The sequence below is a fragment of the Enterobacter sp. 6722112 genome, assembly GCF_058661685.1.
Genome location: NZ_JBZWGR010000007.1, coordinates 2,735,050 through 2,757,454 on the forward strand (window position 1 = coordinate 2,735,050; position 22,405 = coordinate 2,757,454).

General features: G+C 50.6%; 22 protein-coding genes and 1 riboswitch. Of the genes, 12 read left to right on the forward strand and 10 right to left on the reverse strand.

What is annotated here, in order from left to right; translation table 11 throughout:
• Positions 1-845: 845 nt before the first annotated feature.
• The 4 genes from AC4OVU_RS14525 to AC4OVU_RS14540 are packed head-to-tail and all read left to right on the forward strand — an operon-like array spanning position 846 to position 3,067.
• Positions 846-1,463 (forward strand): tyrosine-type recombinase/integrase, encoded by a 618-nt coding sequence (locus tag AC4OVU_RS14525; RefSeq protein ID WP_063867181.1) that lies wholly within the window; start codon positions 846-848, stop codon positions 1,461-1,463.
• The gene (locus AC4OVU_RS14530; protein ID WP_491928727.1) at positions 1,460-1,657 is read left to right on the forward strand and encodes a hypothetical protein; all 198 of its coding nucleotides are present in this window, start codon (positions 1,460-1,462) and stop codon (positions 1,655-1,657) included. The genes AC4OVU_RS14525 and AC4OVU_RS14530 overlap by 4 nt, the downstream gene beginning before the upstream one ends.
• A 3-nt stretch (positions 1,658-1,660) precedes the next feature.
• Complete coding sequence (locus AC4OVU_RS14535) at positions 1,661-1,882, forward strand: hypothetical protein (protein ID WP_491928728.1); 222 nt, start codon at positions 1,661-1,663, stop codon at positions 1,880-1,882.
• 39 nt (positions 1,883-1,921) lie between these two features.
• Positions 1,922-3,067, forward strand: a complete 1,146-nt coding sequence (locus AC4OVU_RS14540; RefSeq protein ID WP_491928729.1) for a TIR domain-containing protein — start codon at positions 1,922-1,924, stop codon at positions 3,065-3,067.
• Positions 3,068-3,312: 245 nt separating this feature from the next.
• On the opposite strand, the gene AC4OVU_RS14545 is transcribed toward AC4OVU_RS14540, so the two are convergent.
• The 3 genes from AC4OVU_RS14545 to AC4OVU_RS14555 all read right to left on the reverse strand — a co-directional run bounded on the left by AC4OVU_RS14545 (position 3,313) and on the right by AC4OVU_RS14555 (position 5,301).
• Positions 3,313-3,573 (reverse strand): hypothetical protein, encoded by a 261-nt coding sequence (locus AC4OVU_RS14545; protein ID WP_063134511.1) that lies wholly within the window; start codon positions 3,571-3,573, stop codon positions 3,313-3,315.
• A gap of 9 nt (positions 3,574-3,582) precedes the next feature.
• On the reverse strand, positions 3,583-3,909 hold the full coding sequence (locus AC4OVU_RS14550) for a hypothetical protein (RefSeq protein ID WP_063134512.1): 327 nt from the start codon (positions 3,907-3,909) through the stop codon (positions 3,583-3,585).
• A gap of 87 nt (positions 3,910-3,996) precedes the next feature.
• Positions 3,997-5,301, reverse strand: a complete 1,305-nt coding sequence (locus AC4OVU_RS14555; protein WP_063134589.1) for a tyrosine-type recombinase/integrase — start codon at positions 5,299-5,301, stop codon at positions 3,997-3,999.
• A gap of 67 nt (positions 5,302-5,368) precedes the next feature.
• A riboswitch (TPP riboswitch) is annotated at positions 5,369-5,464 on the reverse strand.
• 616 nt (positions 5,465-6,080) lie between these two features.
• Between AC4OVU_RS14555 and AC4OVU_RS14560 the strand changes: the two genes are divergently transcribed.
• The 5 genes from AC4OVU_RS14560 to AC4OVU_RS14580 all read left to right on the forward strand — a co-directional run bounded on the left by AC4OVU_RS14560 (position 6,081) and on the right by AC4OVU_RS14580 (position 10,813).
• On the forward strand, positions 6,081-6,533 hold the full coding sequence (locus AC4OVU_RS14560) for a hypothetical protein (protein WP_063863132.1): 453 nt from the start codon (positions 6,081-6,083) through the stop codon (positions 6,531-6,533).
• Positions 6,534-6,726: 193 nt separating this feature from the next.
• Positions 6,727-7,011, forward strand: coding sequence for a YadA C-terminal domain-containing protein (locus AC4OVU_RS14565; protein WP_017693061.1), 285 nt, complete (start codon positions 6,727-6,729; stop codon positions 7,009-7,011).
• Positions 7,012-7,196: 185 nt separating this feature from the next.
• Positions 7,197-7,640, forward strand: a complete 444-nt coding sequence (locus AC4OVU_RS14570; protein WP_017693060.1) for a hypothetical protein — start codon at positions 7,197-7,199, stop codon at positions 7,638-7,640.
• Between the two features lie 311 nt (positions 7,641-7,951).
• Positions 7,952-9,328 (forward strand): diaminobutyrate--2-oxoglutarate transaminase, encoded by a 1,377-nt coding sequence (locus AC4OVU_RS14575; protein WP_015572345.1) that lies wholly within the window; start codon positions 7,952-7,954, stop codon positions 9,326-9,328.
• An 18-nt stretch (positions 9,329-9,346) separates the two neighbouring features.
• Positions 9,347-10,813, forward strand: coding sequence for a pyridoxal phosphate-dependent decarboxylase family protein (locus tag AC4OVU_RS14580; protein ID WP_023304100.1), 1,467 nt, complete (start codon positions 9,347-9,349; stop codon positions 10,811-10,813).
• Positions 10,814-10,857: 44 nt separating this feature from the next.
• Here the strand turns inward: AC4OVU_RS14580 and AC4OVU_RS14585 are convergent, their stop codons facing one another.
• From AC4OVU_RS14585 to AC4OVU_RS14595, 3 genes are read right to left on the reverse strand one after another with little or no spacing between them, the layout of a single operon-like run.
• Positions 10,858-13,056, reverse strand: a complete 2,199-nt coding sequence (locus AC4OVU_RS14585) for a polysaccharide biosynthesis tyrosine autokinase (protein WP_110293192.1) — start codon at positions 13,054-13,056, stop codon at positions 10,858-10,860.
• Entirely contained in the window at positions 13,056-13,505 is a 450-nt protein-coding gene (locus tag AC4OVU_RS14590; RefSeq protein ID WP_045340312.1) for an arsenate reductase/protein-tyrosine-phosphatase family protein, read from the reverse strand. Before AC4OVU_RS14590 ends, AC4OVU_RS14585 begins: the two co-directional genes overlap by 1 nt.
• Complete coding sequence (locus AC4OVU_RS14595) at positions 13,505-14,644, reverse strand: polysaccharide export protein (protein WP_491928730.1); 1,140 nt, start codon at positions 14,642-14,644, stop codon at positions 13,505-13,507. Before AC4OVU_RS14595 ends, AC4OVU_RS14590 begins: the two co-directional genes overlap by 1 nt.
• Positions 14,645-15,126: 482 nt before the next feature.
• On the opposite strand from AC4OVU_RS14595, the gene AC4OVU_RS14600 reads away from it, so the two are divergent.
• A complete protein-coding gene (locus AC4OVU_RS14600) occupies positions 15,127-15,459 on the forward strand; it encodes an RcnB family protein (RefSeq protein WP_017383366.1) in 333 nt (110 codons plus the stop codon).
• Positions 15,410-15,889 carry a GNAT family N-acetyltransferase gene (locus AC4OVU_RS14605; RefSeq protein WP_032619327.1) on the forward strand — a complete coding sequence of 160 codons (480 nt, stop codon included), beginning with the start codon at positions 15,410-15,412 and terminating at the stop codon, positions 15,887-15,889. Before AC4OVU_RS14600 ends, AC4OVU_RS14605 begins: the two co-directional genes overlap by 50 nt.
• Before the next feature lie 89 nt (positions 15,890-15,978).
• Here the strand turns inward: AC4OVU_RS14605 and apbC are convergent, their stop codons facing one another.
• A complete protein-coding gene (gene apbC, locus AC4OVU_RS14610; RefSeq protein WP_023304103.1) occupies positions 15,979-17,088 on the reverse strand; it encodes an iron-sulfur cluster carrier protein ApbC in 1,110 nt (369 codons plus the stop codon).
• A gap of 137 nt (positions 17,089-17,225) precedes the next feature.
• Here apbC and metG point away from each other — a divergent pair, with 137 nt between their 5' ends.
• Positions 17,226-19,259 carry a methionine--tRNA ligase gene (gene metG, locus AC4OVU_RS14615; RefSeq protein ID WP_063138632.1) on the forward strand — a complete coding sequence of 678 codons (2,034 nt, stop codon included), beginning with the start codon at positions 17,226-17,228 and terminating at the stop codon, positions 19,257-19,259.
• A gap of 110 nt (positions 19,260-19,369) precedes the next feature.
• Here the strand turns inward: metG and AC4OVU_RS14620 are convergent, their stop codons facing one another.
• The 3 genes from AC4OVU_RS14620 to AC4OVU_RS14630 are packed head-to-tail and all read right to left on the reverse strand — an operon-like array spanning position 19,370 to position 22,285.
• Complete coding sequence (locus AC4OVU_RS14620; protein ID WP_015572337.1) at positions 19,370-19,840, reverse strand: YehS family protein; 471 nt, start codon at positions 19,838-19,840, stop codon at positions 19,370-19,372.
• Positions 19,841-19,886: 46 nt separating this feature from the next.
• Positions 19,887-20,606, reverse strand: a complete 720-nt coding sequence (btsR, locus tag AC4OVU_RS14625; protein ID WP_015572336.1) for a two-component system response regulator BtsR — start codon at positions 20,604-20,606, stop codon at positions 19,887-19,889.
• Positions 20,600-22,285 carry a sensor histidine kinase gene (locus AC4OVU_RS14630; RefSeq protein ID WP_032648895.1) on the reverse strand — a complete coding sequence of 562 codons (1,686 nt, stop codon included), beginning with the start codon at positions 22,283-22,285 and terminating at the stop codon, positions 20,600-20,602. The genes btsR and AC4OVU_RS14630 overlap by 7 nt, the downstream gene beginning before the upstream one ends.
• Positions 22,286-22,405: the final 120 nt, after the last annotated feature.

Below are 22,405 nucleotides of genomic sequence, written 5' to 3' on the forward strand. Positions count from 1 at the left end.
AGTGACAATAGGTCACTATACAACGGTAGACCGTCGCCCTGCTCACTCCGAATCGACCATACAACAACACCTAAGATTAATCCGAGGTTAACCAAGGGTTATCCCTACCAAACAGGCATATAATCCGCTGGTAATTGGCAGGTAATGAATGCCGTTGTTACAGGGGTAAAGTTGCCATGGTGAGCAAATAGTAACTATCGCTCACTTTTCGTAAAGCCTTGCGCCGTGCGGCTCACAGCGATCATTGTCCACAATGAGCACTTTCATGATAGGTGCAATGTGCTTAAAGACTTTTATGTTTTATCAAATTTATTTGAATATCGATTTTCCATGCCAAAATCCGCCAATTCATTAGCATTCTAATCATTTCTTGGTGCAATCAACTTAAGTGCGAATTATTATCATCTGCGGTGCAATATCCCGCTCCGATAGGACATTCAGGTTATCTGTCCTATTCATCATTCAGTAGAAACAATCACTTATGTTTTAGCTCTATTTATTGGCCTTTTCTCGGCTATTCCTGGAGCAAAATCAGCCTGCAAAAATAAATCTGTTGACAAGATTAAGTTTCTATGAAATATCACAATTAAAAATAAAACCTTTATGAATCAATGAGATATTTTAAACTCAAGAAATCACAAGATCGGGGGGCCTAGTTTTAGTCCGTTAAGCACCTCTCGCAACCGCGCTCCCCCAAATCGGCTTTAATCGCGTTTAATGCCACTTAATACCCCCGAAATCCCACCAATAAGACATTTATGCAATTACGAACAAAATGATCTTTCTATCTATCTGATTTTGATCAATATTAATTTCTCACCGAAACAGATTAAGGAGGTAAGAGAATGGCAATCAGTAAGGGTGCAAAGCGTACAGACGGACTTGAGAGCGCCGATCAGGTGAAGATGGTAGTGGAGGAAATCGCGAAGAAGAGCCAGACAGTGGCGGATCTCTTCCTTATAGGAGTAGAGACACAGCTTCGCGGCGTGGATATGCGTTCCTGGCGCTGGGACGAACTGGATATCGGTAGCAAGGTATTGCGTATCACCCAGGACAAGACCAAAGAAGCGGTAGAAGTGGAATTGACGGAGACAGCAAGGGAGGTTCTCAAGGCTCGTCATAACGAGCGCGGGGATAACGTGTATGTATTCCAGAATGACAGCAACCGGAGCAAGGGTAAGCCGATCAGCCGTTCTAAAATCCATGCAGAGATTCAGTATGCAGTGGATAAGCTCAAAATGCAGCGCTTGATTCCACAGGAAGCAGTGATCAGTATGCACAGCGCACGTAAGACCGTGGCAACAATTGCCCACAATAACAATGAGGATTTAGAGGTGATTAGTAAAATGTTGGGGCATCGCTCCACAGAACACACACGCGCCTACCTGGGGATCACTCAGGCCAAAGTGGACGCACTACGAACGAAGTATTCAACAGGCATTAAGAGAGGGACACGCGCATGAAACGCTTGATTGTGCTGACGCTGGCGCTATTGCCTGCCCTGGCGAATGCCGGACATATAACCCTGATATTGAATGATGAAGAGGAGACAGATAACGCGAAGATTTGCGTATATCGCAACGCCAACTTTACAGAGACAGTGACGATCAGACCATCGCAGCAATACCGCTACACAATGACCTTTAAAGAGGAGTAACGATTGAAGAAGGAAGAAGGAAGAAGGAAGAAGGAAGAAGGAAGAAGGAAGAAGGAAGAAGAGCCGATCATCAGTTTTTTCTGGTGTGGCGCTACGGAGCGCGTTAATCCGATGGAGGTGAAACTCTGGAAGCGAACATATCACTTAGATCAGTTAAATATATTTTTAAGGCTACCCTTCCCCTCCCGCTTGCAATATAATGAATGTAAAATTTGCACTCACTGATGTTAAAATATATCAGATATTCTCTAATGGAGATCAGGAATGAAATTATTTTTGGCTCACGCAAAAGAAGATGAAAAGGTTACAGAGTCAATTTATGAGAAATTAAAAACCAATGGTTATAGTCCTTGGATGGATATAAGAGATATTCCTGCGGGTGTAAATTGGGACAACGAAATTCAAAAAAACTTTAGCAGCGCAAATGTTATAATTATTATTCTTAGTAAAGTTAGCTGTCAAAAAAATGGTTATATTAGGCGTGAAATGAATGAAGCCATTGATAAATTGAAATATTATAAACCTGATGACATTTTTGTGATACCCATTCTTATTGATGATTCACCTGTCCCAACATTCATATCCTCAAAAATTCAATACATCGACTATAAACGTGAAGATGGCTGGGCGTTGTTAGAAAAATCGTTAGCCTTAGCTGCAACTCAACAAAACATTGAAATTGCAAAAGGGGTAACGTACGGTGATTTTACATTCACAAGCGAAACATTTAAGGAAGAATATAACAGCATACCTGGACATGAAATTGATATAACCTTTCCGATTGTTTCTAACCAAAATTATCCTCGGTCAGCAAAGATCATATCTAACTATTTCAAAGGTCGTGCCGCGAGTTTAGTTTTCAACAACAGAACTTCACCTTGGCCAAGTAATTTTGGTTGGAATGAAGAGTATAAAAACACTTATACCAGTGACTATATTGAAGGATATTACATTGCATACTGTAATATCCATATCCTAAGTATTCTCCATAGTGCCAATTGGTATGGTGCAGGCGCAGCTCACCCTAACAGCCATTTCGATGTTAGCAATTTCGTAGTAATCGACGATGATTATTCCTATAAATTTTCATTATATGATCTCTTCATTGATGAAAAAGGGTACGATGCTATTAACAAAATTAAAGAAAGGCTTATATCGGATGCTCCCCGTATATTCTGGGAGAGAACGGGAGAAAAACCTGAGGAATCAGATATGGAGTGGTTAGTCCGGGGGATAACGGATAGTAAACTGGATATTTTCACCATTAGTGAAGCAGGGTTAACTTTCCATTTTGCTCCGTATGAAATTCACTGCTATGCCTTAGGTCCGTGGGAGTTATTCGTATCCTTCTACGATATCATTGATTATCTTAATCCAGATGGTATTTACTCGTTAATTAAGGTGGCATAAATCCATCAACGGCTACCTTTGTCGAAAATTTGGGTGGAAGAAGTAAATGGTTAGATCGAGTTAATATAAGACACATGATAAACTTCTCCTCCCATAAAAATAAAGTTTGCCGCTTGCATTGTGCGACGTATATTGAGGTCAAACGTTTAAATTGCCAGCAATGACAGGAAACCAGCTTCATTTGCTGATGATGTGGCTACAGACTTTGAGAGGATGATATGAGGGGGCGCAATGCCCCCATACAGCTATACATCCCAAGCGTTAGTTTGTTTTTTCCTCATTGAGTACTCTTGACCATTCACGGTAAAGGTGAGTTTTTCAGTATCGATCACTGCCTCAACCTCTCTGTAGTCGAATGGGAATTTCACTTTATCGTCGTTGATTTTGTACAAGCCGCCCGGAATATTGGGGCCATGATTGACCTGCAAATAGTCTCCCTTGACTGTCCAACGTCCTTCAACTTGGTATTCAATAGCGCTGCCATGTTCAGTAAAGTAAATGCTCATTATGATTCCTTACTCTTTGAACTCGATTTCTTGATCGTCCAATTCCCCTTTACGAGAAATATTGATAGAGAACCGTTTGAAAGTTTTGAAAAACTCCCCAAGGGTTATCTGAATATCTTCTTTCCGTAATGCGTTTTTATCATCAGCGATGTACGCTTCTACATCAAAGCGATTTACACCCGAATAAACGGAGATGCCTTTGACGACTTCACCTTGTTTGAGTATTCCTTTCGCTCTTAAGAAGTCGCTGAAATTTTTCTTCTCAAGCTCATCTGCTGCGACGCTTCCTTTCCAATCATCATACTGTGCAGCCGCTTTAAACTGTTCTTTAGTCATAATTTTTATCCTTTGCTGTGGTTAATCAAAGGTAGCGTAGCGCAGATATTGGACAATACAAGCCTTATTGCCCGTTGGGGAGCCTACTCAGGACTCCCAATCAATCCCATCAATCACATAAGAAATTGAGGATAAGGGAAACGTATGCAGATAGCGCTTAGTGATCCCTCCGCTCTTCTCGTGGCCAACTGTCTGTTGAAGATGAAGAATATTCGTCACCCAACCTGCCATTGCCGAAGAACAGACGGAATGACGTATGGAGTGCAGCAACCGCCGTTGCCCGTAATCATCTTGATACGGAATCCCAAGCTCATCACGGAGATCAGCGAACATTTTTCCGATCTTTGTCATGTTCGATCCTGCCACCTCTGAGAAAATCCGCTCTTTCCATTGGCGATCAACATAGTCCATAAAACCCCATTCGATCAGCTTGGGATGAATAACTACCTGCCTTGTGGCATTTTCCGTTTTGCCCTGGCCTCCCTCCGCAATCAGGAAATAATAGCGCTGACTATCTTCATCGTATTTGATCTGTGACCTCTCCAGTTTGGCAATCTCCCCCCTTCTGGCTCCAGTGTACGCCAACAACAATGTGATCCATTTTTGCCAGTGATCTGGCTGCTTGAGCGCCCACCCTACAAACTTTTTCATCTCCGCTGTGCTGTAAGCACCAAATCTCGCTTTTGAAGGTGCAGCCACTACGCCATCAGTTGGAGGCTTAGAAAGAATATCTTTGCTCTCGGTAAGAAATGTTTTGAACAGTGATTTGTAGAGTTTGAGATGCTTATGGATAGCCTCAACACCAACCAGATCATCCGGTGGGACATCATCACATTCTATCAACTGCTGAATGGACATTGAGCGATAAGGCTGAACAACGCGCTTAGGGAGATTTTCAACCACTTCCATCACCTGCTTAATATCCTGCTTTGTGATCGCCGTTACATCAGTTTTCTCTCCCAAGACAGTTAACAACACTTCCATGTATCGCTCGTTTGCCATAGAGATCGATTTCGTCCAGTTGCGCCCTTTTTCATCTTTGTACATAGCCCACGCATCCCACAGGGTTAGCACTTTTTCCGGTTCGGCTGGCGGCTGAGGTTCCACGAGTTCAGAAGGAACAATTATCTGCTGTTGGGATAAGAGTGGATTTCTTGCAGCCCTGCGTTCTGACGCGATCAGATTTGATAAGAACGCTTCAAACACAGGGAGCGGAGTAGTTAATGATTTAAGAAAAGGGATATGCGGAAGGATGCTGATCATCAAAGCAGATGCTTCACGATAGCTGTCAGTGGACAGTGATTTTTTGTATGACCGCCCATCAGATAAGCGGATCTGAATGTAGTAGTTACCGTACCTCTTGAACGTGTACGGAAGTGATCTTAACCTCATGAACATCCCCTTTTTGTACCTCAAGTGCATTCCGCACGGACAAAAAGAGATGCAATCTCATGATAAATAGGCCAAATTTCGGCCCCCTACGCTGGCATTATCCAGATCAGGTAATACGGGTATTTCTCAGCCTTCACAAAGAAGGGCACCCCGAGTCAAATTACTTATAAAACAGCTACTTACGAAATAGCAATTCGTAGTCATGTAGTGTAACCGGGGGGTAACCCGGGTGCAAGGGGTTTTGGGCTGTCCGTTAATCCCCTGTAACGAACAATAAACGACAAGATATTAACTACCCTCTATATGTATACATTATTGTTCAGTTAATTATCCCGCCAGATTTGTTAAGAACACATGAAAAATATTATTTACTCACTGTGCAGAGAAATATTATTTTTATCCATAATGACGCACCGGGAGTGCTTTTATAAGACAGCCCACCTTCTTTCGTATGAAATAAACCCACATATTAATGTAAACATTTATTTTGCAAAATTTTATCTCTGTCAAACACTTAATTTAACTCTCTCATTTACCACCTCATTTTCACCTTAATGTTTACATTAATAACAACCGCAAAATGACTTTTACGCCGTCGGAACTATTCATAATATTTATGACTTAGATCAACATCATTGGTTTGCGTTTAATTGATAGTTTACTCGCGTTACTAAATAAGATTTAGACAACGTTCACCCGTTTTTTAAATCCACAAAACAAAGCGATTCAGCTTCAGTATTTTTCGACAATTAATGATGTGAGCTTTTCAAATGAAATCTATGAATAAAACCTTTATTGCTATTTTTGTAATGGGCGTTGTCTTAGCGGGTACAATGAGCCAGGCTGAAGCCGCGAATACGGTTTGGGACGATCAGCAAATCACTAATATTGTAAATGACCATCAGGATCAGATTGCACAAAACAACGCTGATAGCATTAACCGTGATATCGCAACGGATAACCGCTTAACGCAGGTTAATGACGACCTTCAGTCCACAAAATTAGGCGTGTTAGTCGTGGATAAAATGGCTAACGACACACATCAGAAAGCGTTGCTTGTCGATACCGCCAGTCTGAAAAGTGAGACGGCCCTACAGGGTGTAGCGACTAACGGCACAGCCATTATCAACCTTCAACACGTCGATAATATTCAGGATAGCCGCCTTACTGCTCTCGAAAATGCACCTAAACCCATCAACGGTACAGATGGAGCGAAAGGTGATAAAGGGTGATACTGGCGCACAAGGCATTGCGGGAAGAAATGGGCGCGACGGTGTAGACGGTCATAACGGTAAAGATGGTGTGACAACCACCGTAACACAACGATAGCTGGATACGGCTACCCAGGCGAAGGTCGCTAAAAATAGCCTGGCTGTTACCGCCGCCACGCAGGATCTGCAAGCCACCAGGCAGACATTACTGGCAATGAATACTAACACCAGCCAGCAATTTAAATCTCTGCGTGATGAAGTGGACAATAATAAGAAGCAGGCCAATGCCGGTATTTCAGGGGCGATGGCGGGTTTGCCACAAGTGCAAACCAATCAACGCGTCATGTTCTCTGCTGGCGGCGCGACTTACAACAGCGAGAGCGCGCTTGCTGTCGGTGCATCCGTTAACTTTAATTCCCATGTCATCGCGAAAGTGAGCTTCTCAGATGATACCGCGAATAATATGGGCGCTTCGGTTGGGATTGGAATGGGCTTTTAAAGCGTAAAACAATCATCGGGACAAATATAAAGCCTCATTTTAGCGGATGAGCATTTCGTTGATACAAAAAGATGTCTAAATATATTTTTATTTCGGTAGCCCTGTATCTGATGCTGATTTCGGTCGGGATCTGGATCGGCGTGATGTATGTCTCCTGGTATTTGTGTCGTTTTTAAGGCGGTAAAATGAAAAAAGTAATGATGTTCGTTATAGGTACTGCGGTGCTTGCAGGTTGTGTCTCGCCTGCGCACGCCATAAACGCCCATTATCGCGCTCAATTAGAGCGTTCGGGATGCACGCAAATTAGCGCTGGCGATGGCTCTTGCGATATCAGCAAAACCAAAGCGGAAAATGCGGCACAACACGAACCAACGACATCCGTTCACGATCCCCTGCGTGAAGCCTCGTTCTCGTCGGATACGGTTAACGCCACGCTTTCTAACGGCTTCTTTAGCGCCACCGTAAACGGCAAAAAAGCCAGCGTTAAACGTCTGAATGCGAATTTCTATGAGATCCGTGGTAATGGTTTTGTGATATCGCTAAGCCTGGATGAAAACGGTATTACGGACGCGTCGTGGAATAAAACGAAGGGACGCGAACACGGTATTTTACGCGTTAGCCAGAAATAAACAGCGTAAGGAGGCTCACTGCCTCCTTTTCACCTGACAATCGCACGATTTGTCACACTCTTTTGTCTGATTTTACAATGCGGATAAATCATACGTAAGCTGCTGTTTTTATTTTGCATAAAGTGCAACCTCCCCCATACAAACGGCGATCTTCCCTGCCCTGTGCCCTGTGTCACAAAACAGTAAGCAAATTAACCATTGAGCCCGGTGACAAAAGGCTCTATATTGGCGGCGTTTTTTTCAGGCCCCATCTGTTTTTTAACTTTTTATTCAATCGTTGCTCATAACGAAGCGGCGGTTGTAGGAGTGATATGATGACGGATAAAGTCCGTATTGACACCGTAGATGCCCACAAAAGCAACGAAACCTATCTGGCCCGTCAGGCCGAATTTGAATCTAACGTCAGGAGTTATCCGCGCAAATTGCCTTTAGCGATTACGAAAGCAGAAGGCGTGTGGATCACCGATGCAGATAATAAAGAATACCTTGACTGTTTAGCAGGCGCAGGCACCCTTGCGCTTGGACACAATCATCCTGATGTGCTGAAAAGCATCCAAAATGTCATTACCAGCGGCTTGCCGTTACATACCCTGGATCTGACCACGCCGTTGAAAGACGCGTTTTCAGAATACCTGCTCTCTCTGTTGCCTGGTCAGGGCAAAGAGTACTGCCTGCAATTCACTGGCCCGTCCGGGGCTGATGCCGTTGAAGCGGCGCTGAAGCTGGCGAAAAAAGTGACCGGTCGTAGCGGTATCATCAGTTTCTCTGGTGGTTACCACGGTATGACCCACGGCGCACTGTCCGTCACCGGCAACCTGTCTCCGAAAGAAGCGGTTGACGGTATGATGCCAGAAGTCCAGTTCATGCCTTACCCACACGAGTACCGTTGCCCACTGGGTATCGGTGGTGAAGCGGGCGTGAAGGCGCTGACCTACTACTTCGAAAATCTGATTAACGACGTCGAAAGCGGCGTGCGTAAACCTGCCGCGGTGATCCTCGAAGCCGTTCAGGGTGAAGGTGGCGTGAACCCGGCGCCTGTTGAGTGGTTGCAGCGCATCCGTAAAGTCACTCAGGAACACGGTATCCTGCTGATCCTCGACGAAGTCCAGGCTGGCTTTGCCCGTACCGGTAAATTCTTTGCCTTCGAACACGCTGGCATTGAGCCAGACATCATCGTGATGTCTAAAGCAGTCGGTGGCGGTCTGCCGCTGGCCGTGCTCGGTATCAAAAAGCAGTTCGATGCATGGGCGCCAGGTCATCATACCGGTACTTTCCGCGGCAACCAGCTGGCGATGGCAACTGGTCTGACGACGCTGAAGATCCTGAAAGACCAGAACATCGCGGGCAAAGTAGCTGCACAGGGCGAATGGCTGAAAGGCCAGCTGAAAGAGATGGCGAAACGCTATCCGGTGATCGGCCACGTTCGCGGTCTGGGCATGATGATCGGTATTGAAATCGTTAAGCCTCATGAAGCCGCCGATCACATGGGTTGCTTCCCGGGCGATGGCGAGCTGTCTGCACTGATCCAGAAGAAATGCTTCGAAGCCGGCCTGATTCTGGAGCGTGGCGGCCGTAACGGTATCGTTCTGCGTCTGCTGCCTTCTCTGCTGATCAGCGATGACGAGCTGAAAGTCTTCCTGGATAAATTCGAGCAGGCACTGCTTGCTGCGGGCGTTAGCCCGGCGTAACCGGAGTTGTTGAATACGATGTCTGATTCAAACCCAATTTTGTTCTCCTCTGCGCAGAGCATTGAAGCTTACCAGCAGGCGATTGAACAAAGCACTCAGGCTGTGATGCAGTGGCTGAAACAGCCTGAGATGTACCAGGGCAAAACGGTCGCGGAGCTGCGCGACCGTATTAAGCTGGATTTCAACCCGAAAGGGCTGGGCAACGAAGCGGCGATCGAACGCGCCGTGGAGTTCTTCCTGAAAGACAGTTTGTCCGTTCATCACCCGCAGTGTGTGGCGCACCTGCACTGCCCAAGCCTGGTGGTTAGCCAGGCGGCGGAAGTGCTGATCAACGCCACTAACCAGAGTATGGACTCCTGGGATCAAAGCCCGTCCGCAACCATCATTGAGATCAAACTGATCGAATGGCTGCGTACCCGCGTGGGTTATCAGGCTGGCGACGCAGGCGTCTTCACCAGCGGCGGCACCCAGAGTAACCTGATGGGGCTGATGCTGGCGCGTGACGCGTTCTTTGCGCGTCAGGGCCACTCGGTTCAGCAGGACGGTCTGACAGGCGATCTGCGTAAGATCCGCGTGCTGTGTTCGGAAAATGCCCACTTCTCCGTGCAGAAAAACATGGCGCTGATGGGTCTGGGCTACCAGTCCGTGGTGCAGGTGAAAACTGACGAATTCTCCCGCATGGATCTCACCGATCTGGCGGCGAAAATCGAACAGTGCAACGCGAACGGCGAGCAGATCCTGGCGATTGTGGCCACGGCCGGTACGACCGATGCGGGTGCTATCGATCCGCTGCGTGCTATTGCTGAGCTGGCTGCGAAACAGAATATCTGGGTGCACGTTGATGCGGCCTGGGGCGGCGCGCTGCTGATGTCTGAGCAGTATCGTCACTACCTGGACGGTATCGAGCTGGTGGATTCCGTCACCCTGGACTTCCACAAGCAGTTCTTCCAGACCATCAGCTGCGGTGCGTTCCTGCTGAAAGAAGCGCGTCACTATGAACTGATGCGCTATCAGGCGGCCTATCTGAACTCTGAGTTCGATGAAGAAGCGGGTGTACCTAACCTGGTCTCCAAATCTCTGCAAACCACGCGCCGTTTCGACGCGCTGAAACTGTGGATGAGCCTGGAAGCGCTGGGTCAGGAGCAATACGCGGCAATCATCGATCACGGCGTGACGCTGGCACAGCAGGTTGCGGCTTACGTGAAAGAGCAGTCTGCTCTGGAACTGGTGATGCAACCCCAGCTGGCAAGCGTGCTGTTCCGATTCCGTCCGCAGGCGCAGATGGATGACGCCGGTATTGCCCTGCTGAACCAGAAAATTGGCGATGCGCTGCTGGAGTCTGGCCGTGCAAACGTCGGTGTGACCGAGCATAACGGTATCACCTGCCTGAAGCTGACCCTGCTGAACCCAACCGTGACGCTGGAGGACGTAAAAATCCTGCTGTCTCTGGTTGAGCGTACCGCGCAGGAAGTGATGGCGAAGTAATGCTTATCCCTCTCCCACCCGGGAGAGGGATTGTTTTTCCCGCGCTAACGCCTTTCCCCTTTTTTCCTCGAAGCATAGCCGTATTCATACTGGCTGTACCCCGAGCTGTAATACAGCGCTGCGGATTTAACAATATCGTTGAGGATTGTGCCGCTGACCTTCACGCCAACGTGCTGTAACCGTTTAACGGTATTCTCCATCTCTTTCACGCTGGTTTTATCGAAACGGGCAACCATTAGCGTTGTTCCGGCTGCTCTGGCGACCAGCGCGGCATCGGTGACGGCCAGGACCGGCGGAGTATCAATGATGACAATGTCATATTGCTCGTTAACCCAGGACATGACGGAAAGGAATCGTTCGCTTAACAGCAATTCTAACGGGCGCAGGGGTTCCGGGCCGCAGGTGATGACGTCAATTCCCCCTTTTTCAGCATGCTGAATGACCTCCGCTAAGTCGCGTTTCCCTTCGAGCAGGCAGGACAATCCGTGGCGGTTCTCCAGACCAAAAATATTATGAACATAGCCCTGGCGCATATCCGCATCAATAAACAGCACCCGCTGACCGCTCTGCCCGGCGATGGCCGCCAGATTCGTCGCCACCAGCGTTTTTCCGCAGTCCTGCGTGGGGCCAGAAATCATCACAATGCGGTTCTCAGCCTCCATCATGGTGAAATGCAGACTGGTCCGCAGCCCGCGCACCGCTTCAACAAACATATCAGCAGGGCGATCGACGGGCAGGAAAGGCACATCCGAGGTTTTGTGTTTCCAGCGACGAGAAAACGGATTTTTTCTGCGCAACTGCGTTTTACTCCACAGCCACTGTGAACTTGGCAACGTAGCCAGAACCGGCATCCCCTGCGCTTCCAGCTGTTCGGAAAGCGTGATCCCACGTTTGAACGCCTGACGTACCAGCACGGTCCCCATTGAGAGCATTAGCCCGAACAGCGCGCCAAGAACGATGATTAACGCTTTACGCGGCTTTATCGGGTCCGGCAGCGTAACAGCCTCATCAATGATCCTCACGTTCCCGACAGAGCTGGAGCGGGAAATATTCAGCTCCTGCTGGCGCGTCAATAGCTGTAAATAAATCGTGCGACCCGACTCAACATCACGGCTCAGGCGTAAAATCTCCTGCTGCGTGGAGGGCATAGCTGACACACGGTTATTGAGACGCTCCCGTTCCCGCTCAAGGGTCTGTCTCTTTTCATGCAATGCACGATAGGTAGGGTGACTTTTTTTAAAGAGCTGGGAGATCTCTGCCTCCCGGAACGTCAGCTCATTTAGCTGATTCTCAACGTTAACAACCTGATCCAGGACAGATTTTGCCTCCAGAGACAGGTCCACCGAGTCTCGCTGCGCCCGGTAGGCATTCAGCCGCGCTTCTGCCTGATCAAGGTCCGCGCTGATTTTCGGCAACTGCGCCTGTAAAAAATCCAGACTACGAGAATCCTGAGCCTCCTGGCGCGCGATATTTTGCTGGAGATAATTTTCAGCAATTGCATTCAGCACCCGGGCGATGCTGTCAGGATCTTCGCCCGTCAGGGTTAAGGTCACGATACCGCTCTGTTTCTCCGATTCCGCAACCGTGAGACGCTTCTTCAGCGCGTTGATCGTCTCAAGCCGCGTCAACGACTTAAGCGAAAATTGCGTGCCTGGCATCGCCTCAATCGACGTCACCAGCAGAACGATCCCTTGCGTAACCAGCGTTTTCCCAACCTGGCCGTCGGCCTCAATGTTTTCGCCCGTCAGGTGATATTTTCCCGCTTCCTGTACGGTCAGCGTGAGCTCTTGCGCTTTGCCTTCCACCTGCGGGATCTGGAGTTCGCCTAACGTGATTTTGCCCTGCTCACGCCCTTGCAGACGCTGCCAGAGACGCCCCACCACAGGCAAAACGCGCGGCTTTGCCTGCTGTGTCAGACCTAATTTGTCAACGGTCTCGCCGAGGATCATGCGGGATTTCAGCAGTAAAATTTCAGGGGCAACATCCGGCGACACATCGGTGCCCAGCTGGCTCAAACCTTTGAGCAGGTTGTTATCCTGTTTGTTTTCAATTTGCACCATGGCATCCGCCTGATAAACAGGTGGCGCAATCCAGGCATAGAGACCGGCGCACAGGATGAACAGGAACGTCACGCACAAAATCATCGTGCGGTGGTCGATCATCTCGACGAGCAAACGAACGAGATCGACTTCATGTTGTTGGGGTGCCGCTGCACCATAATTGTCTGTTGTGTAAGACGACATTAATGCTTCATTCCTTTCTGACCTAAACGACGTGCCCATTCCTGACTGGCTTTACCCAATAGCCCAAACACATATTCAAACGCTTCCCGGCTTTGACGGTAGGGATCGGGGATCTCCTGCGGCTCCAGCCATTGCCCAAAAAGCAGCGACTTTCCTCGAATCTCCGGCGCCATGGCCGCAATGAAGCGAAGATGTTCCGGCTCCATAACCAGGATAAGATCGGATCCCTGCATCAAATTGCGTGTCAGCCTGCGCGCCACATGACCGTCGAGGGAAATCCCATGCCGCCAGGCTACGTCCTGGGCGCTGTCATCCGCCGGGTGCCCTTCAAGCCCGAATATGCCCGCCGAAGCGATATATCTGTCGGGCAGGTGCTGGCGTAAAAGCCGCTCCCCAATCGGAGAACGGCAGACATTTCCGGTGCAAACCACGAGTATTGATTTGAACATTATTGCGGCCACGATCTGATGTAACGAACCGTTTCGGTAAGGTCATGCACCCCGCTGATGGTCGGAACAAGCTGTGATATCACGCGATTCCAGCGGGACAGTGGTGCAGTGGTGACATAGACAATGTCATAGGGCTCAAGCTGAAACTCGGTGCCTAACACCATGGCTGATGCGTCCTGAGCATTGAGCTGGTAGAGGTTGGCAATTTTTTCTGAACGCTCGCTTTTCGGCAGCGAACGAATGACAAAAATTCCGGTGGCATCGGCCATATTCTGGTTCAGCCCACCGGCATTGCCCAGCGCTTCGGCCAGGGTCATGCCGCTGCGATCCATTTTCAGCGTGCTCTGTTTAACGACCTCGCCCATGACGAACACTTTCAGCGCATCGTTACGGGGGACAAACAGAATATCGCCGGGATAGAGCAGCTTATTTTGCGTGAGATCGCCATGCTGCATCAGCGCATATAGCGAGAGGCGCGTGTCCTTCCCATTATGCGTCAGCACGACATTGCGCCAGTCCGCGTCGGCAGAGAGCCCCCCAGCGGCGTTCACGGCATCCATGACCGTTAACGGGATATTGGTAATAGCCTGCTGCCCTGACTTCACCACCTCGCCCGTCACATAGGCTTTTTGTGAGCGAAAAGAGGCGACGCTGACATCCACATGCGGGCTTTCAATAACATTGTTCAGCCGGGCCGTGATCTCCTCGCGTACCCGTGCGACCGTTTTGCCAGCCACCGGCAATTTACCGACATAGGGATAGAAAAGTGTGCCGTCGGCATTGACCCAGTTACCGGTGTCACTGGCGCTACGATACTGCCCTGCCGGGGTTGTCAGTTCAGGGTGATCCCAGACGGTGACGGTCAGAATATCCCCAACGCCGATACGGTATTCCCAGTTTTTGACCTGTTCATCCAGATTAGGATTTGCCTGAGATTTCAAAACCGATGGTCGCATTTTTTCAATTAACGAAGGCGTAAGAGGATAAACATCAATCCGTTTCTCAAGACGATCATTTACATCTTCTGCGGCAATTATCTTTTTCCCAGCGAGATCGAGATGCTGGCCAGGATAAAATACGCAGCCAGATAAGGGGGTAATAATTAAAAATAATATCGATACAACTGTTGTGTTTTTCATTTATTACATAATATCTTTTATAGTAGTGATTATCGTATACAGGATAAAACAGTAACATTTCACTCAAGCACAAGTTGCTGTTATTCAATGAATTAACAGAAACACAAAGAGTATTTATAAAACCACACGACATTCCTTTGGGCAGACTTTACAGCCCTGCATTGTCTTAATCAGGCATTCGGAAAGAGGGTTTCAGGCAATCTTAAATGTTCTATTTGTTGAATGCATGCCTGAATCTTAGTAAATTTGCCTTGAAAATGTTTTTTCAGAATTAATTAATAAACCAATAATTATGTTATCTGTATAAGCTCATATTTATTCGTCGAAGTAATAATTAATGACGGTTGCGACTACACAAAACCGTGTACTTTTGTTACATTTTTTGCAAACTCACCCTGTGAGGATACTTAAAATGAACTGTCTGCCATCCGTTAGCGGATCTGCACACAAAAAGTATCAGTAACGATATGACTGGAGAAAAAATGGCTAAGCGTAAATTGTTGCTTCTGGGTGTATTACTGTCACTGGCGGGGGCCGCGCACGCTGCACCGCAAACATCGACAGCGCCTTCCGGCATCAAGGCCTATGAAGAGCAAGAGTTTATTGCCGATTTTACGAAGTTTAAAATCGGCGACACCGCGCCCGCGCAGTATCAGACGCCTGAGTACACCATCAAACAGTACCAGCTGCGTAACCTTCCCGCGCCCGATGCCGGCACACACTGGACCTACATGGGTGAGAATTATGTTCTGATTGGCGATGCCGATGGCAAAATCTACAAAGCCTATAACGGAGATATTTTCTATCACCGCTGATACGATCCTAATCCGTCCGTGGCAGGAGAGCGATCGCCCTTTCCTGCGCACGCTCTTCCTTCACGCCCGACGTGAAGCCTGGCCGTGGATGGACAGTTCTGCGTGGCAGCTTGAAGATTTTGACGCGGCAACCCTGGACGAAGGGATTTGGGTGGCGGAGCAGGATGGGCACCGACTTGGCTTTGCCTCAGTCTCGACGAACGATAATTTTTTGCACAACCTGTTTGTCGATCCGAACTATCAGAGCCTGGGCGTCGGACATGTGTTGCTTGAACACGTGCAGAAGACGTTTACCAGCACGGGTTCACTCAAGTGTCTGGTGAAGAATGAGCGGGCGGTTGCGTTTTACCAGCGCCACGGCTGGCACATTGAGGCGACGGGAGATTCTCCGGACGGAGAGTATTATTTGATGCACTATCGGCTTGGGTAAAGTCAGGTGGCGCTACGCTTACCTGACCTACAAAATCGAGCCAGGCCGGGTAAGGCGAAGCCGCCACCCGGCACTAACGCGCAGAGGCGTTACACCGCGCGGAAGGCGATTTCACCCGGAATGACTTCGCCCTGCCAGTAAAGCTGCGCCGCAACGCGCCCCGCCAGCTGACGATAGATTTCCGTGAATTCGCTATCCGGACGGCTGACCACCGTCGGCTTACCGCTATCCAGATCTTCACGCAGTGTGATATGCAGCGGCAGTTGCCCCAGCAGTTGCGTGTGGTATTGCGCCGCCAGCTTTTCGGCACCACCGGTACCAAAGATAGGCTCATGGTGCCCGCAGTTGCTGCAAATGTGCATGCTCATGTTCTCGACGATACCCAGTACCGGCACCTCCACCTTCTCGAACATGACGATGCCTTTTTTGGCGTCGATCAGCGCGATATCCTGCGGCGTGGTGACCACGACGGCGCCGGTAACCGGAATGTTCTGCGCCAGCGTCAGCTGGATATCACCGGTGCCCGGCGGCATGTCCAGTACCAGATAATCGAGGTCAGGCCACATTGTCTCCTGCAACATTTGCAGCAGCGCCTTGCTGGCCATCGGGCCACGCCAGACCATTGCGTTATCGTCCGTGACCAGGTAACCAATGGAGTTGGTCGCCAGACCGTGCGCCACGATTGGCGCCATGTGGGTGCCGTCCGGCGAGGTTGGACGCTGGTTTTCCGCCCCCAGCATGTTTGGAATGGACGGGCCGTAGATATCCGCATCCAGAATGCCGACTTTCGCCCCTTCAGCCGCCAGCGCAAGCGCCAGGTTCACGGCGGTCGACGATTTACCCACCCCGCCCTTGCCCGAGCTGACGGCGATGATGTTCTTCACGCCGTGAACGCCCGGCTGATTTTTCACGCGCTTGAGCGTGGCGATGCTGTGGCTTAGCTTCCAGTCAATTGCATTTGCGCCGGTAATGCGCAGCAGCTCAGAGCTGGTTTGCTCTTTCAGGGCATCAAAGGCGCTGGTCCAGACGAACGGCATCTGTAGCTCAATGTGCAGCGTATCGTCCAGCCATGCGACGTGATGAAGCGCTTTCAGCGTCGTGAGATTGTGCTTCAGGGTTGGATGCTGAAAATTAGCCAGCGTCCCGGCGACCATTGCTCGTAAGGCTTCCGGTGATTTGGCCTGGGATTGAGAACTCATCCCGACTCCTTTGTTCTTGTGAATAAGACCTTAGACAAACAAGTTTACCTGAAAGGCCGCGGTTTGTGCTTACTTAATAATGCCCCTTTTGGTAATATCGAAAACCCTTTTCACAGTTAAAAGAAGTAATGCCTACTATGACTCAAGTCGCGAAAAAAATTCTGGTAACGTGCGCCCTGCCGTACGCCAACGGCTCAATCCACCTCGGCCACATGCTGGAGCATATCCAGGCTGATGTCTGGGTCCGTTACCAGCGAATGCGCGGCCACGAGGTGAACTTCATCTGTGCGGACGATGCCCACGGCACGCCGATCATGCTGAAAGCGCAGCAGCTGGGCATTTCCCCGGAACAGATGATCGCCGAAATGAGTCAGGAGCATCAGACCGATTTTGCTGGCTTTGACATCAGCTATGACAACTATCACTCCACGCACAGCGACGAAAACCGCGAGCTGTCAGAGCTGATCTACTCCCGTCTGAAAGAGAACGGTTTCATTAAAAACCGCACCATCTCTCAGCTGTACGATCCGGAAAAAGGCATGTTCCTGCCGGACCGTTTCGTCAAAGGCACCTGTCCGAAATGTAAATCCCCGGACCAGTACGGCGATAACTGCGAAGTGTGCGGCGCAACCTACAGCCCGACCGAGCTTATCGAACCGAAGTCCGTGGTCTCCGGCGCGACGCCGGTGATGCGTGACTCCGAGCACTTCTTCTTCGACCTGCCGTCGTTCAGCGAAATGCTGAAGGCGTGGACCCGCAGCGGTGCGTTGCAGGAGCAGGTCGCGAACAAAATGCAGGAGTGGTTCGAATCCGGGCTGCAACAGTGGGATATCTCCCGCGATGCGCCCTACTTTGGTTTCGAAATCCCGAACGCGCCGGGCAAATATTTTTACGTCTGGCTGGATGCGCCGATTGGCTACATGGGGTCGTTCAAGAATCTGTGTGACAAGCGCGGCGACACCGTAAGCTTCGACGAATACTGGAAGAAAGATTCCGATGCCGAGCTGTATCACTTCATCGGTAAAGACATCGTTTACTTCCACAGCCTGTTCTGGCCAGCAATGCTGGAAGGCAGCAACTTCCGCAAGCCGACCAACCTGTTCGTACATGGCTACGTAACGGTGAACGGCGCGAAGATGTCTAAATCTCGCGGGACGTTTATTAAGGCCAGCACCTGGCTGAACCACTTTGACGCGGACAGCCTGCGCTACTACTACACCGCGAAGCTCTCTTCCCGCATCGACGATATCGACCTGAATCTGGAAGATTTCGTGCAGCGCGTGAACGCGGACATCGTCAACAAGGTGGTGAACCTGGCGTCCCGTAACGCAGGTTTTATCGCCAAACGCTTTGACGGCGTGCTTTCTGCCGAACTGGCCGATCCTGAGCTGTATAAAACCTTCACCGACGCCGCCGCTGCGGTTGGCGAAGCCTGGGAAAGCCGTGAATTCGGTAAAGCCATTCGCGAAATCATGGCGCTGGCAGACGTGGCCAACCGCTATGTGGACGAGCAGGCGCCGTGGGTGGTGGCGAAACAGGAAGGCCGCGACGCCGACTTGCAGGCGATCTGCACCATGGGTCTGAACATGTTCCGCGTGCTGATGACCTGGCTGAAGCCGGTTCTGCCGCAGCTGGCAGCCCGCGCGGAAGCATTCCTGAACACCGAACTGACCTGGGATGCCATCCAGCAGCCGCTGCTCGGCCACAAGGTGAACACCTTCAAGGCACTGTATAACCGCATCGAGATGAAGCAGGTTGACGCGCTGGTGGATGCATCCAAAGAAGAGGTGAAAGCGGCTGCCGCACCGGTGACCGGCCCGCTGGCGGACGATCCGATTCAGGAGACCATCACCTTTGATGATTTCGCCAAAGTCGACCTGCGCGTGGCGCTGATCGAAAACGCGGAGTTCGTGGAAGGTTCTGACAAACTGCTGCGTCTGACCCTGGATCTGGGCGGCGAGAAGCGTAACGTCTTCTCCGGCATTCGTTCCGCGTATCCCGATCCGCAGGTGCTGATCGGTCGTCAGACCGTGATGGTGGCAAACCTGGCGCCGCGCAAAATGCGCTTCGGCATCTCTGAGGGGATGGTGATGGCCGCAGGCCCGGGCGGGAAAGATATCTTCCTGTTAAGCCCTGACGAAGGCGCGAAGCCGGGTCAGCAGGTGAAGTAATAAAAAAGCCGGATGAGAATCCGGCTTTTTTTTTTGCCCGGCGGCGCTACGCTTGCACGGGCCTACGGGTTTTGTAGGCCGGGTCAGGCGAAGCCGCCATCCGGCTAAAATCACCCCTTCTGGTTATGCACCCGCTGCGTCAACCCACGCAGGAAATAACGCAGAAACTGATCCCCACACTCGCGGTAATTCTTATGATCCGGCGCGCGCATCATGGCAGTGATTTCCGGCATCGACACGCGAAATTTCTGCTCGGTCATGATCGCCAGAATGTCGTCAGTTTTCAGGGAGAAAGCAATACGCAGCTTTTTCAGCACCGTGTTGTTATTCACCCGACGCTCCAGCGCCAGCTCAGGCGCAGATTCATCTTTGCCGCGCTTGTCGTAGATCAGGCCATTCAGAAAGCCCGACAGAATAATGTCCGGGCAGCGAACAAAACCCTCTTCATCTTCTTTAGTCATCCAGGTGTCGAACCCGGCGGACGTGGATTCCATGTCGGAGAGCGCAAGAATGCGCACCATGTCATTATTGTTCGCTTTCAGGGTGTAGCGCAGGCTACGAAGAATATCGTTACTTAGCATAGAGCCTTCGAATGTCGATGATGCAATGGCGCGCAGTGTACCAGTTTTACAGCCCTATCGCCTCTTTCAAACTTTTCAGGTAGCGACGACTGACGGGAACGGTTTGCCCGGCACGTAACACCAGCTCGGCCTGGCCGTTATCTTCCAGACGGATCTCTTTCAGGTGCGCCATGTTCACCAGATACTGACGATGGCAGCGGATTAGCGGCGTGCGGCTCTCCAGCGTGCGCAGGGTCAGCTCGGTAAAGCCTTCGTTACCTTCAGCGCTGGTGACGTATACCCCGCTCAGACGGCTGCTGACAAAGGCAACGTCGTCCATTTGCAGGAGGTAAATCCGGCTGTGCCCGGTACAGGGTATAAACTTCAGGGGCTGCTGATGCTCCGGCAGGAGCGTCACGTCCTGCACGGTACGCTCCTGATGCAGGCGGGTCAGGGTCTTTTCAAGCCGTTTCTCTTCAATCGGCTTCAGCAGATAATCAAATGCGTGCTCTTCAAACGCCTTTACCGCGTACTCATCAAAGGCCGTCAGAAAGACGATATAGGGACGGTGCTCCGGGTCGAGCATGCCGACCATCTCCAGCCCGCTGATGCGCGGCATCTGAATATCGAGGAACAGCACGTCCGGGCGCAGTTTATGCACCGCACCGATGCCTTCAATCGCATTGGCACATTCCCCCACAACTTCGATATCACTCTGCTCCTGCAACAGAACACGCAGGTTTTCCCGTGCTAACGGCTCATCATCGACAATCAGCACTCTTAACATGCGTTCTCCTCCAGCGGCAATCGTAAGGTAATTCGGGTATAGCGGTCTGGCTCACAGGCGACGGTGATACCGCAGTCGTCACCAAAATGCGCGCGCAGGCGTTTATCCACCAGGCTCATGCCCAGACCGCCTGACGCGGAAGCTTCATACAGCCCCGCGTTGTCTTCAATATCCAGCACCAGATGGCGGTTAAAACGGGAAGCGGAAATCATAATCTCTCCACTTCCCAGCAGCTGCGACGTCCCATGCTTAATGGCATTTTCTACAATCGGTTGCAGGGTAAAGGCCGGAAGATGCTGATACGCCAGATCGTCCGGGACGGATAACGACACCTGTAAACGTGACTGGAAGCGCGCTTTTTCAATTTGCAGATAGGCGTTTACATGCTCAATCTCGTCCGCGAGGGTGACGATCTCCGAGGGTCGCTTCAGATTTTTGCGGAAAAAGGTCGAGAGAAATTGCACCAGCTGCGCGGCCTGATCGCTGTCGCGGCGGATCACCGCCTTCAGCGTGTTGAGCGCGTTAAACAGGAAATGCGGGTTCACCTGAGCGTGCAGGAGCTTAATTTCTGACTGCGTCAGCAGCGCTTTTTGCCGTTCATACTGCCCCGCCAGGATTTGCGCCGAAAGCAGCTGGGCGATCCCCTCCCCCAGCGTGCGGTTGATGGAGCTGAACAGGCGGTTTTTGGCTTCGTAAAGCTTAATAGTGCCCATGACGCGCTGGTTTTCGCCCCGCAGGGGAATGACCAGCGTAGAGCCGAGTTTGCACTGCGGATGCAGGGAACAGCGGTACGGCACTTCATTTCCGTCGGCATACACCACTTCACCCGTTTCAATAGCGCGCAGGGTATAGGCCGAGGAGATCGGTTTGCCCGGCAGATGGTGGTCGTCGCCGGTACCGGTAAACGCCAGCAGCTTCTCGCGATCGGTAATCGCCACGGCTCCGATATCCAGCTCTTTATACAGCACCTGCGCCACCTTCATACTGTTCTCCTCGTTGAATCCCTGCCGCAGGATCCCTTCCGTCGACGCCGCAACTTTTAAGGCGGTGGCAGAAAATGCCGAGGTGTATTTTTCGAACATGGCGCGTTTGTCGAGCAGAATGCGCATAAACAGCGCCGCACCTACGGTATTGGTGACCATCATCGGTGCGGCAATGCTGCTGACCAGATGTAACGCATCGTCAAACGGGCGCGCGATCAGCAGGATGATCGCCATCTGCGCCATTTCCGCCACGAAGGTAATCGCCCCTGCGGTAAAGGGACTGAACACTTTATCCGGGCGACCGCGCTTAATCATATAGCTGTGGACGAGACCACCGAGCAACCCTTCGACGATGGTGGAGATCATGCAGCTCAGCGCCGTCATACCGCCCATCGAATAGCGGTGCAGGCCGCCGGTTAACCCCACCAGACCGCCGACAACCGGGCCTCCGAGCAGCCCGCCCATTACCGCGCCGATGGCGCGCGTATTGGCGATGGAATCTTCGATATGGAGACCAAACCAGGTCCCCATAATGCAGAATATGGAAAATACGACGTAGCAGAGGAATTTGTGCGGCAGACGGACGGTGACCTGCATCAGCGGGATAAACAGGCGCGTTTTGCTCATCAACCAGGCGATGACAAGGAACACGCACATCTGCTGAAGCAACAGCAGCACCAGATTAAATTCGTACATACTCACAAACCGCACATTCTAAAAACGCGTAACATACACTGATAGCGGTTAACTTTCTTTGAAACGTGCCAAAAAAGCGATAAATCGTGTCCGCCATCACACCTTTTGCCGGAGATAACC